General features: G+C 71.5%; 17 protein-coding genes. 13 read left to right on the forward strand and 4 right to left on the reverse strand.

Annotated elements, in window-relative coordinates; all coding sequences use genetic code 11:
• Window positions 1-24 precede the first annotated feature (24 nt).
• Window positions 25-1,383, forward strand: a complete 1,359-nt coding sequence (locus tag ACLFRB_RS02970; RefSeq protein WP_411067511.1) for a hypothetical protein — start codon at window positions 25-27, stop codon at window positions 1,381-1,383.
• The gene (locus ACLFRB_RS02975) at window positions 1,380-2,138 is read left to right on the forward strand and encodes a MipA/OmpV family protein (protein WP_411067512.1); all 759 of its coding nucleotides are present in this window, start codon (window positions 1,380-1,382) and stop codon (window positions 2,136-2,138) included. The genes ACLFRB_RS02970 and ACLFRB_RS02975 overlap by 4 nt, the downstream gene beginning before the upstream one ends.
• Before the next feature lie 9 nt (window positions 2,139-2,147).
• Here ACLFRB_RS02975 and ACLFRB_RS02980 read toward each other — a convergent pair whose 3' ends face one another.
• Both ACLFRB_RS02980 and ACLFRB_RS02985 read right to left on the reverse strand, forming a co-directional pair.
• A complete protein-coding gene (locus ACLFRB_RS02980; protein WP_411067513.1) occupies window positions 2,148-2,942 on the reverse strand; it encodes an undecaprenyl-diphosphate phosphatase in 795 nt (264 codons plus the stop codon).
• A 234-nt stretch (window positions 2,943-3,176) separates the two neighbouring features.
• Window positions 3,177-4,361, reverse strand: coding sequence for a class I SAM-dependent methyltransferase (locus tag ACLFRB_RS02985; protein WP_411067514.1), 1,185 nt, complete (start codon window positions 4,359-4,361; stop codon window positions 3,177-3,179).
• Between the two features lie 123 nt (window positions 4,362-4,484).
• Here ACLFRB_RS02985 and ACLFRB_RS02990 point away from each other — a divergent pair, with 123 nt between their 5' ends.
• Window positions 4,485-5,228, forward strand: a complete 744-nt coding sequence (locus tag ACLFRB_RS02990) for a pteridine reductase (RefSeq protein WP_411067515.1) — start codon at window positions 4,485-4,487, stop codon at window positions 5,226-5,228.
• A 153-nt stretch (window positions 5,229-5,381) separates the two neighbouring features.
• Here ACLFRB_RS02990 and folK read toward each other — a convergent pair whose 3' ends face one another.
• Window positions 5,382-5,888 (reverse strand): 2-amino-4-hydroxy-6-hydroxymethyldihydropteridine diphosphokinase, encoded by a 507-nt coding sequence (gene folK, locus ACLFRB_RS02995; RefSeq protein WP_411067516.1) that lies wholly within the window; start codon window positions 5,886-5,888, stop codon window positions 5,382-5,384.
• A gap of 16 nt (window positions 5,889-5,904) precedes the next feature.
• On the reverse strand, window positions 5,905-6,261 hold the full coding sequence (gene folB, locus ACLFRB_RS03000) for a dihydroneopterin aldolase (protein WP_411067517.1): 357 nt from the start codon (window positions 6,259-6,261) through the stop codon (window positions 5,905-5,907).
• A gap of 76 nt (window positions 6,262-6,337) precedes the next feature.
• On the opposite strand from folB, the gene ACLFRB_RS03005 reads away from it, so the two are divergent.
• The 10 genes from ACLFRB_RS03005 to rapZ are packed head-to-tail and all read left to right on the forward strand — an operon-like array spanning window position 6,338 to window position 13,917.
• Window positions 6,338-7,303 carry an SIS domain-containing protein gene (locus ACLFRB_RS03005; RefSeq protein ID WP_411067518.1) on the forward strand — a complete coding sequence of 322 codons (966 nt, stop codon included), beginning with the start codon at window positions 6,338-6,340 and terminating at the stop codon, window positions 7,301-7,303.
• Entirely contained in the window at window positions 7,300-7,857 is a 558-nt protein-coding gene (locus ACLFRB_RS03010; protein WP_411067519.1) for a KdsC family phosphatase, read from the forward strand. The genes ACLFRB_RS03005 and ACLFRB_RS03010 overlap by 4 nt, the downstream gene beginning before the upstream one ends.
• A gap of 2 nt (window positions 7,858-7,859) precedes the next feature.
• Window positions 7,860-8,447, forward strand: coding sequence for an LPS export ABC transporter periplasmic protein LptC (gene lptC / locus ACLFRB_RS03015; protein WP_411067520.1), 588 nt, complete (start codon window positions 7,860-7,862; stop codon window positions 8,445-8,447).
• Entirely contained in the window at window positions 8,434-9,000 is a 567-nt protein-coding gene (gene lptA / locus ACLFRB_RS03020; RefSeq protein WP_411067521.1) for a lipopolysaccharide transport periplasmic protein LptA, read from the forward strand. The genes lptC and lptA overlap by 14 nt, the downstream gene beginning before the upstream one ends.
• Window positions 8,993-9,715, forward strand: coding sequence for an LPS export ABC transporter ATP-binding protein (lptB, locus tag ACLFRB_RS03025; RefSeq protein WP_411067522.1), 723 nt, complete (start codon window positions 8,993-8,995; stop codon window positions 9,713-9,715). Before lptA ends, lptB begins: the two co-directional genes overlap by 8 nt.
• Window positions 9,716-9,718: 3 nt before the next feature.
• Window positions 9,719-11,179, forward strand: coding sequence for an RNA polymerase factor sigma-54 (locus ACLFRB_RS03030; RefSeq protein ID WP_411067523.1), 1,461 nt, complete (start codon window positions 9,719-9,721; stop codon window positions 11,177-11,179).
• Between the two features lie 36 nt (window positions 11,180-11,215).
• Window positions 11,216-11,554, forward strand: a complete 339-nt coding sequence (hpf, locus tag ACLFRB_RS03035) for a ribosome hibernation-promoting factor, HPF/YfiA family (protein ID WP_411067524.1) — start codon at window positions 11,216-11,218, stop codon at window positions 11,552-11,554.
• On the forward strand, window positions 11,520-12,059 hold the full coding sequence (ptsN, locus tag ACLFRB_RS03040) for a PTS IIA-like nitrogen regulatory protein PtsN (RefSeq protein WP_411067525.1): 540 nt from the start codon (window positions 11,520-11,522) through the stop codon (window positions 12,057-12,059). The genes hpf and ptsN overlap by 35 nt, the downstream gene beginning before the upstream one ends.
• On the forward strand, window positions 12,056-13,027 hold the full coding sequence (hprK, locus tag ACLFRB_RS03045; protein ID WP_411067526.1) for an HPr(Ser) kinase/phosphatase: 972 nt from the start codon (window positions 12,056-12,058) through the stop codon (window positions 13,025-13,027). The genes ptsN and hprK overlap by 4 nt, the downstream gene beginning before the upstream one ends.
• Window positions 13,018-13,917, forward strand: a complete 900-nt coding sequence (gene rapZ, locus ACLFRB_RS03050; protein ID WP_411067527.1) for an RNase adapter RapZ — start codon at window positions 13,018-13,020, stop codon at window positions 13,915-13,917. Before hprK ends, rapZ begins: the two co-directional genes overlap by 10 nt.

Consider the following 13,917-nt stretch of genomic DNA (forward strand, 5'->3'; position numbering starts at 1 on the left):
TCCCAACCCGTTCCCGGACATCCCATGGGCAGCGCACCGCCACCACAAGAGCCGCCCTCCTCCCGCGACCGCGCCGCCGCCGGCCTGCCCGGGGCCCCCTCCCGGGCCGAGCGCCGGCTGCGCCGGGCGGGCATCGACCCCGACCGCCTGCCCATCCTTCACCTGGGCCTGCCGGCAGGGGCCTTCCGCCCGCCCTATCCGCCCTGGGCCCGCCGCATGGTGCTCGGGGTGCTCCTGTGGGCCTTCCTGTACCTCGGCGAGGACCTCGGGGTGGTCCTGCCGGAATGGGCCGCGGCCACGGGCGCGCTGGCCGCGGGGATCCTGCTCCTGCAGGCGGCCTGCGAGGCCTTCGTGGTGGGCAGCCAGCGCCTGGCGGCGCGGCTGGAATGGGACCATTACGTGGCCGGTACGGTGGCGGAGGTCCTGTCCACTCTCCCCGAGCTGGTGGCCATCGCCTTCGTGGTGCCGGTAAGCCCGGTGGCCGCCTTCACCTTGGCCCTGATCACCATCTACCTGAACACCCTCGTGTTCAGCCTGTACTCCCACTTCCTGCCCAAGGACATCCACGGCAAGTTCCTCATGCCCCGCCCCATCACCGAGGCCGGCACCCAGGTGCTCATCGCCGGCGCCGCCATGGGGCTGGTGCTGGGGATTACCATGCTGACCCTGAACGCCAACGGCCACGCCAAGGACGCCTTCTCCCCCCTGGACCTGGCCGTGGTAGGGGTGGTGCTTTTGGTTATCTTCGCCGTGTACATCTACAAGCTGCTGCAGGAGTACGCCCGCGAAGAGTCGGAGGTGCGGGAGGTGCTGGAGCTGTCGGAGAGCGAGGTGGAGCGGCGCCTGGACCTGGTCTACCGCGGGGTGGCCCGCAGCCCCCTGCCGGTGATCGCCTGGCTGCTGCTGGCCGGCATCGGCGGCGCCTTCCTGGGGGGCGAGCGGGTGGCCCATTTCGCCGGGCTGGCCCTGGCCGACTTCGGTCTCAACCCGCTGCTCACCGCGCTGATCCTGGCCGGCTTCGCCGGCATGAGCGAGTACGTGATCCTGTGGCAGGCGCACCGCAAGGGGGAGTTCGGCATCGCCCTGGCCAACGCCTTCGGCGGCATTACCCAGGTGATGTTCCTGGTGGTGCCGATCACCCTGCTGGCCATCGCTTTCTACCAGGGATGGGTGGATCCGGGGCACCCGGCCCTGCCGCTGGGCTTCGACCTGGCCAATACCTTCCTGCTGCTGTTCCTGTTCCCCACCTTCTTCGTCCTCCTGGAGCTCATCGAGGAGGACCACACCCTGGGGATCCTGGACACCACCATCGTGACCGCCATCGTGACCCTGCTGATCCTGGTGCTCATCGCCTACGGCGGTCCGGCGGCGGGCGCCGGGTGAGTCGCCGGGCCCTGCCCGCCGCCCTCCTGGCCCTGGCGGCGCCGGCCTGGTGTGCCGCGCAGGGGCCGCCGGGCGCCCCGCCGGTGATGGTGGGGGCGGGGGTGGTGGCCGCGCCCTCCCCCTACGCGGGGGTCTCCAGCAACCTGACCCCGGTGCCCATGGTCAACCTGGAGGCGGGCCGGTTCCGCTTCCGCGGCATCCAGGCGCGCTACCGCTTGTGGGGCGGCCGCGACCTCCATCTGGACGCGGTGGCCCAGCCCCGCTTTCAGAGCTACCGGGCCGACGACAGCCCGGACTTGGCGGGCATGGAACCGCGCCGCCGGACGGCCGAGACAGGGCTGCGGCTCAACGGCCAGGTGGGCCCCTGGGACTACCGGCTCCAGGCGACCACGGACGTGCTGGGCCGCCACGACGGCCAGGAGGTGACGCTGGGCGGCAGGTACCGGCTCGGAGGCGGGGCGCGGAGCCTCTCCCCCGGCGCGGGACTGGAATGGGCGAGCGCCGCCTTCGTGGACTACTACTACGGGGTGCGCCCCGGGGAGGTTCGCCCGGGGCGGCCGGCCTATTCCGGGGCGGCGGCCTGGAGCCCCTACGTCTCCCTGACGGGCCGGATGCGGCTCGCCGGGCGCTGGGGGCTGTTCGCCTACCTGCGCCACACCTGGCTGGAGGACGCCATCACCGACAGCCCCATCGTGGATCGCACCACCGTCTACAGCGGGGTGGTGGCGGTCAGCTACGCCTTCGGAGGCGGGTAGACCGGGGGGTCAAAAAACCGCCAGGAGCAGGAGGCCCAGGGCGATCCGGTAGAGGGCGAAGGGCCCCATGCCGATGCGGCGGATCCACGCCAGGAAGGCCCAGATGCACAGGTAGGCGGAGAGGGCGCTGGCGAGGAAGCCCACCGCCAGCAGGTCCAGGGGCTGGCCCGCCGCGCCGCGGGCGATATCCACGGCGTCCAGGCCGCCGGCCAGGACGATTACCGGGATGGCGAGCAGGAAGGCGAAGCGGGCGGCGGCCTCGCGGGTCCAGCCCAGCGCCAGGCCGGCGGTCATGGTGATGCCCGACCGCGATGTGCCGGGGATCAGGGCCAGGGCCTGGGCGCAACCGATGAACGCCACGTCCTTCCAGGTGAGCTGGCGCTCGGTGCGCACCCGGCGGCCCCAGCGATCCGCCGCCCACAGCACCACGCCGAAGCCGATCAGCGCCCAGGCCAGCACGTGCGGATCGCGCATGGCGCCCTCCACCACGTCCTTGAAGGCCAGTCCCGCCAGCCCCACCGGGATGGTGCCGAGCAGCACCGCCCAGGCCAGGCGGGCCTCCCCCTCCAGGCGCCGGATAACCAGCGACCGTCCCCAGTCTCGCGCCATGGCCGCCAGGTCGGCGCGGAAGTAGAGCAGCACCGCCGTCAGCGAGCCCACGTGCACCGCCACGTCGAAGGCCAGACCCTGATCGGGCCAGCCCGCCAGGGCCGGGAACAGAATCAGGTGCGCGGAGCTGGAGATGGGCAGCCACTCGGTGATCCCCTGGATGAGGGCGAGGATGAGGGCCTGGAAATAGGTCATGCGGGGCCTTTCCGGGTTCGAGACTCGTCCTGGAGGAAACAAACCGCAGAGACGCCGAGGGCGCGGAGAAGGGCAAAAAAACAACTGGCCAGCAGGCGGTTGTGAAGCGGCCGCAAGCCACCACGTAGGCGCCCCGGCTGGCCGAGCAGTGTGGACGCCCCTACTACCGGGCCTCGGCCCAGATCGGTTCCGCCATCCTCCGCGCCCTCGGCGTCTCCGCGGTGCAACTTGCCGTCATAGCTCCCCGGCCCGGTCGCCCTGGCGGAAGCCCGGGAAGGGCCCCTCCACCCCCCGCACCAGCAGCAGAGCCTTGAAGGACTCGCCCATGCCCTGGGGCAGGGTGAGCTGCTTCAGGGCCGTGGCGAGCTGGAGCTGCTCCTCGTCGCACACCGCGCCGCCGCCCAGGTACTCCTCCACCCGGTGGGTGAGCCCCAGGTTGATGAGGAACTGGGCCTGGTTGGTGAAGCCGCCCACCTCCAATCCGACCGCCTGGGCGGCCTCGGCCACGGCCGAGAAGTCCACGTGGGCCGTGATGTCCTGCACCCCGGGCAGGTAGAAGGGGTCGTCGTGGGCGCGGTGGCGGAAGTGGCACATGAGGGTGCCCCGGGCGCGCTCGGGGCGGTAGAGCTCGGCGGCGGGATGGCCGTAGTCGATGAGGAGCAGCCCACCGCGCTCCAGGCGCTCCGCGGCCTGGGCCACCCAGGCCGGCGCCTCCAGGTTCACCTCCGTCTCCATGCCCACCGGCAGCCCCGAGAGGTCGCCGAGGCTGTCGGCGACCAGGGGGTCGCTCACGGGGCCTTCGCGCCACTGGAAGCCGCCGCTGTCCTCGTCCGGGGCCACGTAGAGCTCCTTGAGGTCGTCCTCGGTGAGACGCACCCGGTGCACCGGCAGGCTGTCCAGCAGCTCGTTGGCCACCAGGACGCCCGACCAGGGCTCGGCGGGAAAATCCTCCAGCCACTCCACCCGGTCCAGGAGGTGCGGCAGGGTCCGCTCCAGGGTGCGGCGCTGGCGCTCCTTGAGGTCGGGGCTTACCTCCAGGATGCGGTAGCGCTCGGGGAGGTTGCCCAGCCGCTCCAGCTCGGCGAGCAGCTGAGTGGCTAGGGCGCCGCTGCCGGCCCCGGCCTCCAGCACGTCCCCGCCGCCACAGCGCGCCAGCAGGTCCACCACCTGCCCGGCCACGGTGTAGCCGAAGAAGGGGGTCAGCTCGGGGGCGGTGACGAAGTCGCCGCCGCGCCCCAGTCGCTCGCGGCCGCCCACGTAGTAGCCCAGGCCGGGCTCGTAGAGGGCGGTGCGCATGAACGCGTCGAAGGGGATGGCACCGCGTTCGGCCATGCGCTCGCGCAGGGCGGCGGCCACGGTCTCGGCGCGCTCGCGCTCGGCGTCGTTGGGCTCGGGGAGGGCGGACTCGGTGTATTCCATGGACATCCTCGGCGGGATTGGCAATGCTTGGCGATCGGGGCGGCCTTTACACGGGCCGCCGGGGCCCGGCCCCGCACGGCGGGGAAAGCGATGGGAGCTCCCCAACCTTCTGAAGGACGACCTATGGCCGATGGCGATCTCGCCGGCCACGTGGCCCTGGTGACCGGGGCCGCCCACCGCCTCGGGCGGGCCACCGCCCGGCGGCTGCACGCGGCGGGGGCGGACGTGGCCATCCACTACCATACCAGCCGCGCCGAGGCGGAGGCCCTGGCCGAGGAGCTCGAGGCCCGGGGACCGGCCCGGGCGCGGGCCTTCGGCTGCGCCCTGGAGGACACCGCCAACCTGGGTCCGCTGGTGGATTCGGTGGCGGCCGCCTTCGGCGGCCTGGACATCCTGGTCAACAACGCCGCCCGCTTCTATTCCACCCCCTTGCGGGAGGCGAGCGAGGCGGCCTGGGACGACCTGCTGGGCACCAACCTCAAGGCGCCCTTCATCCTGGCCCAGGCGGCCCAGGAGTACCTGGAGGTTCGCGGCGGGGCCATCATCAATCTGGCCGACGTCTACGCCGAGCGCCCCCTGGAGCATCACCCCGTCTATTCCGTCTCCAAGGCGGGGCTGGTGATGCTGACCCGCGCCCTGGCCAAGGAGATGGGGCCGCGGGTGCGGGTCAACGCCGTGGCCCCCGGGGCGGCCCTGTGGCCGGAGTCGGGCAAGAGCGAGCACGACAAGGAGGCCCTCCTGCGCCATACGGCCCTGGGCCGGTCCAGCGGGCCCGAGCCCGTCGCCGAGGCGGTTCACTTCCTGGCCCGCGCCGACTATATTACCGGCCAGGTGCTCGGCATCGAGGGTGGCCGGCTGCTGTACTGAGGGCGCTGGTCCCGCGGTGGGGTGGCGTTTGTAGGAGCTCACTTCAGTGAGCGATCCGAACTTGGCTTCCGGGCAAGATCGAACCCATCGCCCGCTAAAGCGGGCTCCTACAGCAGGCCGATCGGTCCTGGGGGAGAAAGGCCCGGGGCCCTCTCAACAAGGCAGATCCAGCTCCTCGCGGCGCATGCCGGCCTCGGCGCCCTTCGGAAAAGAGGCCCACACCTCGCGGAAGGTCCGCCCGTCCCCGGGCAGCCGCCCTTCCGGATCCAGCTCGGCCAGAGGCTTGGCGACGAAGGCGTAGCGGGTCACGTCCTCGCGGGGCAGGGCCACCGGCTCGGCCGCGACCCGGTCACCGAACAGCAGCAGGTCCAGGTCGAGGGTGCGGCTGCCGGAGGGATCCCTGGCCCCGCCGCCCGAGCGCTCCCGCCCGCAGCGGGCCTCGATGGCGCGGAGACGATCCCGGACCGCCTCCAGGGAGTCCTCGGTGGCCAGGCGCGCCACCAGGTTGAGGAAGGAGGGCCCCTCGAAGCCCACGGGCTCGGTGCGGTAGACGGGGGAGCAGGCCACCTCCGGGAAACGGGCTCGCAGCTCCTCCACCCCGGCCCGCACGTGGACGGCCGGATCCAGGTTGCTCCCGATGCCGACATAGGCGATAGTCATGGGGCCGCGGTCCGGGTCAGGGGCATTGGCCGCGCTCCACCTCGACGCCCACGTCGCGGGCACCGCTCAGGGCCCCGGGCTTGTGCAGCCGGAGGCGGATCCACGGCACGCCGAACTCGGCCCGCACCATCTCGGCCGTGCGCTCGGCGGCCGTCTCCACCAGCTGGAACTCGCCCTCCCCCAGGAAGGCGGAGACCCGCTTGGCCAGGGCCTTGTAGTCCACGGCTTCCGTCACCCGGTCGGTGGCCGCCGCGGTGGCGCAGTCCGCCGCCACCTCCAGATCCACGGCCAGGGTCTGGCGGATGCGCCGCTCCCATTCGAAAATACCGATCACCGCGCTGACCCGCAGGTCGGTGATGAACACCTTGTCCATGGGCACCCCAAGCCGGTCCGAATCCGCCCTCACTCTACGGCCGGGGCGGTCGCCCCGCAAGCACAGGTAGCGCCGCATGAGCCGAGCCCTTGAGAACGCTCGACGCACCCTCGCCATCGAGGCCGACGCCATCCGCGCCGCCGAGCGCGGCCTGGACGGGGCCTTCGAGCGGGCGGTGGAGCTGATTCTGGCGTCCCAGGGGCGGGTGGTGGTCACCGGCATGGGCAAGTCGGGCCTCATCGGCCGCAAGATCGCCGCCACCCTGGCCAGCACCGGCACTCCCGCCTTCTTCATGCACCCGGCGGAGGGCAGCCACGGCGACCTGGGCATGGTGACCCGCCAGGACGTGGTGCTGGCCATCTCCTCCTCGGGCGAGACCCAGGAGGTGGTGGCCCTGCTGCCGCTGCTGCAGCGCCTCAAGGTGCCGCTGGTGGCCATGGTGGGGCGGCCCGATTCCGCCCTCGGCAGCCGCTCCGACGCGGTGCTGGACATCAGCGTGGAGACGGAGGCCTGCCCCATGAACCTGGCGCCCACCGCCTCCACCACCGTGACCCTGGCCCTGGGCGACGCCCTGGCCGTGGCCCTGCTGGAGGAGCGCGGCTTCACCCCGGAGGACTTCGCCCGCTTCCACCCCGGCGGCAGCCTGGGCAAGCGGCTGCTGCTGCACATCCGCGACCTCATGCATACCGGCGAGGACATCCCCCGGGTGGCCACCAGCGCCTCCATGCGCGAGGCCCTGCTGGAGATGACCTCCAAGCGGCTGGGCATGACCGCGGTGGAGGACGGCGACGGCCGGCTGGTGGGCCTGATCACCGACGGCGACCTGCGCCGCGCCCTGGACGAGGAGATGGACCTCCTGGCCACCACCGCCGGCGACGCCATGACCCCGGACCCCTTCACCATCGGCCCCGACGAGCTGGCCGCCCGCGGCCTGCAGTTCATGGAGGAGAAGGCCATCAACGGCCTGCTGGTGGTGGACGGCGACCACCGCGTGGTGGGGGCCCTGAACATGCACGACTTCCTGCGGGCGGGTGTGATATGAGCGGCCTCCAGCCCCTGAGCCCGGCCGAGGTGGACCGGCGCGCCGCGGCGGTGGAGCTGCTGGTGCTGGACGTGGACGGAGTGCTCACCGACGGCGGCATCGTCCTGGACGACGACGGCAGGGAGCTCAAGCGCTTCCACGTGCGCGACGGCCACGGCATCAAGCTCCTGCAGCGCCACGGCGTGCCCGTGGCCGTGGTCACCGGCCGCACCTCGGGGGTGGTGGCGGCCCGCGCCGAGGAGCTGGGCATCGCCCACCTCTACCAGGGCCGCGAGCAGAAGGCGCCGGCTTTCCAGGAGCTGCTGGAGCGGGTTAATGTGGCCCCCGAAGCGGTGGCCATGGTGGGCGACGACGTGGTGGACCTGCCCATATTGTCCCGGGCGGGGCTGGCGGTGACCGTGCCCAACGCCCATCCCGCCGTGCGCGAGCGCGCCCATTGGTGTACGGAGTCCCTTGGCGGCCAGGGGGCCGTGCGCGAGGTGACCGACCGCCTGCTGCGGGCGAAGGGCCTGGAGGGGAAGATCCTGGCCGGTTACCTCGGGGACGCCCCCTGACCATGGCGGCGGGCACGGGGCGACGCCTGGCCCCGGGGGGACGCCCCTTCCTCCTGGCCCTGGTGGTGGCGGTGGGCGCGGGGGTGGGCGTGGCCCTGCTCTGGCAGGACCGGGGCCGCGCCCCCGCCGTCCAGGAGGCGGGCCCCGAAGCCGACATGGAGGCCTGGGACGTGCGGCTGCGCCAACGCTCCGCCGATGGGGACCGCTGGCAGCTCAACGCCGACCACGCCGCCCACTTCCCCGAGCTCGGTCAAACCCGTCTGCGCACGGTCCACCTGGAGGTGAGCCGCCCCGACGGGCCGCCCCTGACGGTCCGCTCCCGGCGGGGCCGGGTGGCTGACGACAACAACCAGGTCACCCTGGAGGGCGACGTCCGGGTCGCCGACCCGGAGGGCTATCGCATGACCACCGAAACCCTGCATTATTTCCCGCAGGAGCAGCGGGCCTCCACCGAAGAGCCGGTGCAGGTCACTGCCGATTTCGGCACCGCCGACGGCATCGGCGCCACCGTCTGGACCGAGGAACGCCGCGTAAGGATCCACGAGCAGGTCAACACCACCTTCTGGAAGACCCCGAGTGAGCCCGGCTGACCGCATCCTCCCATCCCTGATGCTCCTGCTCCTGGCCACCGCCCTGTGCCACGGGGCGGCGGCCCAGGAGCCCCCCTCCGCCGCACAGGACGGCCCCACCCGCGAGGAACCGCTGGTGGTGGAATCCGACGAGATGACCGTCCGCGACGCCGAGGAGGAGGCCGTCTACACCGGCAACGTGGTGGCCACCCAGGGGGACATGGTGCTGCGTGCCCGGCGCGTGGTGGTGAGCTACGGCGAGCAGGGCATGCGCACCATCCGGGCCTCCGGCTCCCCGGTAACCATGGACCAGGGCGAGCGCCACGGGGAGGCGGAGGAGGCCTTTTACGACGCCCGGGAGGGCACCGTGCTGCTCACCGGCTCCGCCTATCTGGAGGAGGGGCCCAACTCCCTGGAGGGGGCGCGCATCCGCTATTACCTCGACGAGGAGCGCACCGAGGTTTTCAGCAACGAGGAAGAGGACAACGGCCGGGCGCGGGCCGTGTTCCAGCCCGGCAGCGACCCGGGGGGGCGGGAATCCCGACAGCAAGATGGCGCGCCGGACGATGAGTAAGCTCGAGGCCGCCAACCTCACCAAGCAGTACAAGGGCCGCACGGTGGTCTCCGGGGTTGACCTGACCCTGCACCCCGGTGAGATCGTGGGCCTGCTCGGGCCCAACGGCGCCGGCAAGACCACCAGCTTCTACATGATCGTGGGCCTGGTGCGGCCCGACGCCGGCTCCATCGCCCTGGACGGGGCCGATATCACCGAGCTGCCCATGTACCGCCGGGCCCGGCTGGGCATCGGCTACCTGCCCCAGGAAGCCTCGGTCTTCCGTCGGCTCACCGTGGAGCAGAACCTGCTGGCCATCCTGGAGACCCTAGACCTGCCCCGCGCCCAGATGGAGGAACGCCTGGAGAGCCTGCTCCTGGAGCTGGGGGTGGAGCACGTCCGCCGGCAGAAGGGCCAGTCCCTTTCCGGCGGCGAGCGCCGCCGGGTGGAGATCGCCCGGGCGCTGACCACCGATCCCCAGTTCATCCTTCTCGACGAGCCCTTTGCCGGCGTGGACCCGATCGCCGTGCGGGACATCCAGCACATCATCCACCAGCTCGAGGAGCGGGGCATCGGCATCCTCATCACGGACCACAACGTCCGCGAGACGCTCGGCATCTGCCACCGGGCCTACATCCTTTCCGAAGGCACCGTGCTGACGTCCGGGCGGCCAGACGCTATCATTGGTGATGAGCGCGTCAGGCGCGTCTACCTGGGCGAGAACTTCCAACTGTAGGTTATGAAACCAGCCCTCGAACTCAAGGTCTCCCAGCAGCTCAAGATGACCCCGCAGCTGCGGCAGGCCATCCATCTGCTGCAGCTATCGCGCCTGGAACTGGACCAGGAGATCCGGGAAACCCTCGAGGAGAACCCCCTGCTGGAGGAGGTCACCCCCGGGAACGAGGACGAGCTCGAGGGCGAGGCCGATTCCGAGCCTCTCTCCTCCATGGAAGTGGAGGACCGGACCTCCGAGCCCGACCGGGACGCCGAGGACCGGGGCGCGGCCGAGTCGGTGGATACCGACTGGGACGCCGGGGTGGCCCCCGACAGCCCCGGGCTGGGGGGCTCCGGCGAGGAGGACGAGCTCCCCGGGATCGAGGCCCGCAACTCCGCGCCCGAGACCCTCGGCGACCACCTCCTGTGGCAGATCCACATGGCCCCCCTTTCCCCGGGGGACCGGACCATCGCCGAGGCCCTGGTCTCCGGGATCAGCGACGAGGGGTACCAGACAGCGACCCTCGCCGAGGTGGCGGAAACCCTCGACGTCCCCGAGGAAGACGTGCACGCCGTGCACGTCTGGGTCATGCATCTGGATCCGGTGGGGGTGGGGGCCCGGGACCTCGCGGAGTGCCTGGGGGCGCAGCTGGACCTCGTGGAACGGGGCACCCCGGGCTTGGAGACGGCCCGAGCGGTGGTAGCCCACCACCTGGAGAACCTGGGCAAGCATGACCTGAAGGGCATCCGCAAGGCACTGGATGTGGGGGAGGAGGAACTGGACACCGCGGTGGACCTGATCCGCACCCTCAACCCCCGCCCCGGCTCGGTCATGGGCGGCCAGACCGCCCCCACGGTCCTCCCCGATGTGCTGGTCTACCACCGGGGCGACCGCTGGCAGGTGGAGCTGAACGCCGAGGCCATCCCCCGGCTGCGCATCAACGCCGCCTACTCCGATCTGGTGCGGGGCACCGCCGCCGACCAGGAGGCCCGCAAGTACGTGCGGGACCATCTCCAGCAGGCGCGCTGGTTCATCAAGAGCCTGGCCAGCCGCAACGAGACCCTGCTCAAGGTGGCCACGGCCATCGTCGAACGGCAGCAGAGCTTTTTGGAGCACGGCCCCACCGCCATGCGGCCCATGGTCCTGCGCGACATCGCCGAGGCCGTGGACCTGCACGAATCCACCGTCTCCCGGGTCACCACCCAGAAATACATGCACACCCCGCAGGGGGTATTCGAGCTCAAGTACTTCTTCTCCAGCCAGCTGGGCACCTCCGACGGCGAGGGCGTCTCCGCCACCGCCATCCGGGCCCGGATCCAGCGGCTGGTGGAGGAGGAGGAGCCGGGCAAGCCGTACAGCGACGCCAAGCTCGCCGAGATCCTCGAGGAGCAGGGATTCCAGGTGGCCCGCCGGACCGTGGTGAAATACCGCAAGGCCCTTGGCATCCCCTCCTCCAGCCAGCGGCGCCGGATGACGCGGCGCTGACCCGGGCGGCCCCCGCCCCCCACAGGGAGGAAGCAAATGCAGTTAGAGGTTAGCGGTCAAAACCTGGAGATCACCGACGCCCTGCGCAACTACGTCCGGGAAAAGGTGGACCGGGTGGAGCGCCACCTCGACGACGCCACCGGGGCGCACGTGGTGCTGTCGGTGGAGAAGATCCGCAACATCGCCGAGATCACCGTCACCGTCGAGGGCGAGACCCTGCACGCCGAAGCCGAAGACAAGGACATGTATGCGGCAATCGATGCGATGGCCGACAAGATCGACCGCCAGGCGCGCCGGCACCAAGGCAAAGCCAAAGACCACCACCAGCGTGAAGCCCGCAATGCCAAGGAACAGCCCCCCGAAGCCACCGACTGAGGCGGAGGACGGCGAGCCCCGGGAGGACCCGGGCCCCATCCGGGTGCGGGACCTCCTGTCCCGGGGGCGGATCCGCACCGATCTGGCCGCCTCCAGCAAGAAGAGCCTGCTGGACCAGCTGGCGGAGGAGTTCCACGCCGACCGCCCGGACCTGGATGAGCGCGAGGTGTTCCAGACCCTCCTGCGCCGGGAGCAGCTCGGCTCCACCGCCGTCGGTCACGGAGTCGCCCTCCCCCACGGGCGCATGGCCGACCTGGACCGGCCCCTCGGCGCCTTTACGCGGCTCGAGGAGCCCACGGACTTCGACGCCCTCGACGACCAGCCGGTGTCCCTGGTGTTCGCCCTGCTGGTGCCGGACGAGGAGAACGAGCAGCACCTGCAGGTGCTCTCCCGGCTGGCGCGCATGCTCGACGACGGGGCGTTCCGGGAGCGCCTGCGCCAGGCTCCGGGGTCCGAGCTCTACGACCTCCTGGTGGACAAGGACGAGGAAATGGCCAGCCCGTGAGCGCCACCACCATCACCGTTGAGGAGGTCTTCAACGCCCAGGCCGAGCCCCTCGGCCTGGAATGGGTGGCGGCGCGGGGGGCCGGGGGCCACGAGATCGAGTCGGAGATGGTCCAGAAGCCCTCCCTGGCCCTCGCCGGCCAGCTGGACTTTGTCTACCCCAACCGCCTGCAAGTCTTCGGCCGCGCCGAGATCAGCTTCCTCAACAAGATGGCCTCGGACGAGCGGCGCGGCGCCCTGGAGGGCCTGTTCGGCAAGGGCTTGTCGGCGCTGATGGTCAGCGACCGCGGCCGCCAGGACCTGCCCCCCGAGCTCACCGAGGTGGCCGAGGCCCACAGCACCCCCCTGCTCCTGGCCCGCCTCCCCAGCCCCCGGCTGGTGCACCACCTGCACCACTACCTGAGCCGAGTGCTCGCCGAGCGCACCACCGTCCACGGCGTCTTCCTGGATGTCATGGGCCTGGGCACCCTGCTCACCGGACCCAGTGGCGTGGGCAAGAGCGAGGTGGCCCTGGAGCTACTCACCCGCGGCCACCACCTCATCGCCGACGACGCCCCCGAGCTCGCCGCGGAGGTCCCGGGCATGCTGGTGGGGCGCAGCCCGGAGCTCCTCCAGGACCACATGGAGGTGCGGGGCCTGGGCATCCTCAACATCCGCCACCTGTTCGGGCCGGCCACCATCGTGGCCAGCAAGCGGTTGCGGCTGATCATCCAGTTCAAGCGGGTCCAGGGCGACGACCTCTCCCAGATCGACCGCCTCCAGCAGGAGCAGGATACCCAGTCCATCCTGGGCATCGAGATCCCCCGGGTGGTGCTGCCGGTGACGCCGGGCCGCAACCTGGCCGTGATGGTGGAGGTGGCCGTGCAGAGCTACTTCCACAAGGCCTCGGGATTCAACCCCGAGAAGGACTTCCGGGACCGGCTGCGCAAGCGGCTGCAGGAAGACGACCGGGGCGGTGAATGGAACTGATCATCGTCAGCGGCATCTCCGGCTCGGGCAAATCCAGCGCCATCCACGCCCTGGAGGACGCCGGCTACTACTGCGTCGACAACCTGCCGCCCGACCTGCTGTGCGACCTGGCCCGGGTGCTGGCCTCCGGGCCCAAGCCGGTGCGCAAGGCCGCGGTGGGCATGGACGTGCGCACCCGCGCCCATCTGGAGGACCTGCCGCAGGTGCTGCACGGCCTGGAGAAAGAGGGCGATCTGGACATCCGCGGCCTCTTCCTGGAGGCCAACGAGGCCAGCCTGCTGCGGCGCTTCAGCGAGACCCGCCGCCGCCATCCCCTGGCCGAGGGCGGCCACAGCCTGCCCGAGGCCATCGGCCTGGAGCGGCGCCACCTTGCCCCGCTCGCCGAGGCCGCCGACCGCGTCCTGGACACCAGCGAGCTCTCCGTCCACACCCTGCGCCGGCGGGTTCAGGACTTCGCCTCCGGCGGTTCGGCCCACCGCCCCCTGACGCTGCTGTTCCAGTCCTTCGGCTTCAAGCACGGCATACCGATGGACAGCGACCTCCTTTTCGACATACGCTTTCTGCCCAACCCGAACTACGAGTCCGGCCTGGCCGAGCTCACCGGGCTGGACCAGCCGGTCCGGGACTACCTGGAGGCCCAGCCCGAGCTGGAGCAGCGGCTGGCGGACGTCCACCGCCTGCTGGAGGACTGGCTGCCCGCCTACTCCGAGGAGCCGCGCAGCTACCTGACGGTCTCCATCGGCTGCACGGGGGGGCGGCACCGTTCCGTGTACATGGTGGATCGCCTGGCCGAGCGCTTCGCCGACCGGGCGCCGCACGTGCTGGTGCGCCACCGGGAGCTGGGCTCCGGGCAGCCGGGGGGGCATCAACCGGATCCGGGAACGCAATGA

The organism is Thiohalorhabdus sp., from assembly GCF_046545655.1.
Lineage (GTDB): Bacteria > Pseudomonadota > Gammaproteobacteria > Thiohalorhabdales > Thiohalorhabdaceae > Thiohalorhabdus.

What these genes read in the sequence shown, in the direction of transcription:
- ACLFRB_RS02970 (WP_411067511.1), top strand. Translation starts at nt 25, where the DNA reads ATGGGCAGCGCACCGCCACCACAAGAGCCGCCCTCCTCCCGCGACCGC.
- ACLFRB_RS02980 (WP_411067513.1), bottom strand. Translation starts at nt 2,942, where the DNA reads ATGACCTATTTCCAGGCCCTCATCCTCGCCCTCATCCAGGGGATCACC.
- ACLFRB_RS02985 (WP_411067514.1), bottom strand. Translation starts at nt 4,361, where the DNA reads ATGGAATACACCGAGTCCGCCCTCCCCGAGCCCAACGACGCCGAGCGC.
- ACLFRB_RS02990 (WP_411067515.1), top strand. Translation starts at nt 4,485, where the DNA reads ATGGCCGATGGCGATCTCGCCGGCCACGTGGCCCTGGTGACCGGGGCC.
- folK (WP_411067516.1), bottom strand. Translation starts at nt 5,888, where the DNA reads ATGACTATCGCCTATGTCGGCATCGGGAGCAACCTGGATCCGGCCGTC.
- folB (WP_411067517.1), bottom strand. Translation starts at nt 6,261, where the DNA reads ATGGACAAGGTGTTCATCACCGACCTGCGGGTCAGCGCGGTGATCGGT.
- ACLFRB_RS03005 (WP_411067518.1), top strand. Translation starts at nt 6,338, where the DNA reads ATGAGCCGAGCCCTTGAGAACGCTCGACGCACCCTCGCCATCGAGGCC.
- ACLFRB_RS03010 (WP_411067519.1), top strand. Translation starts at nt 7,300, where the DNA reads ATGAGCGGCCTCCAGCCCCTGAGCCCGGCCGAGGTGGACCGGCGCGCC.
- lptC (WP_411067520.1), top strand. Translation starts at nt 7,860, where the DNA reads ATGGCGGCGGGCACGGGGCGACGCCTGGCCCCGGGGGGACGCCCCTTC.
- lptB (WP_411067522.1), top strand. Translation starts at nt 8,993, where the DNA reads ATGAGTAAGCTCGAGGCCGCCAACCTCACCAAGCAGTACAAGGGCCGC.
- ACLFRB_RS03030 (WP_411067523.1), top strand. Translation starts at nt 9,719, where the DNA reads ATGAAACCAGCCCTCGAACTCAAGGTCTCCCAGCAGCTCAAGATGACC.
- hpf (WP_411067524.1), top strand. Translation starts at nt 11,216, where the DNA reads ATGCAGTTAGAGGTTAGCGGTCAAAACCTGGAGATCACCGACGCCCTG.
- ptsN (WP_411067525.1), top strand. Translation starts at nt 11,520, where the DNA reads ATGCCAAGGAACAGCCCCCCGAAGCCACCGACTGAGGCGGAGGACGGC.
- rapZ (WP_411067527.1), top strand. Translation starts at nt 13,018, where the DNA reads ATGGAACTGATCATCGTCAGCGGCATCTCCGGCTCGGGCAAATCCAGC.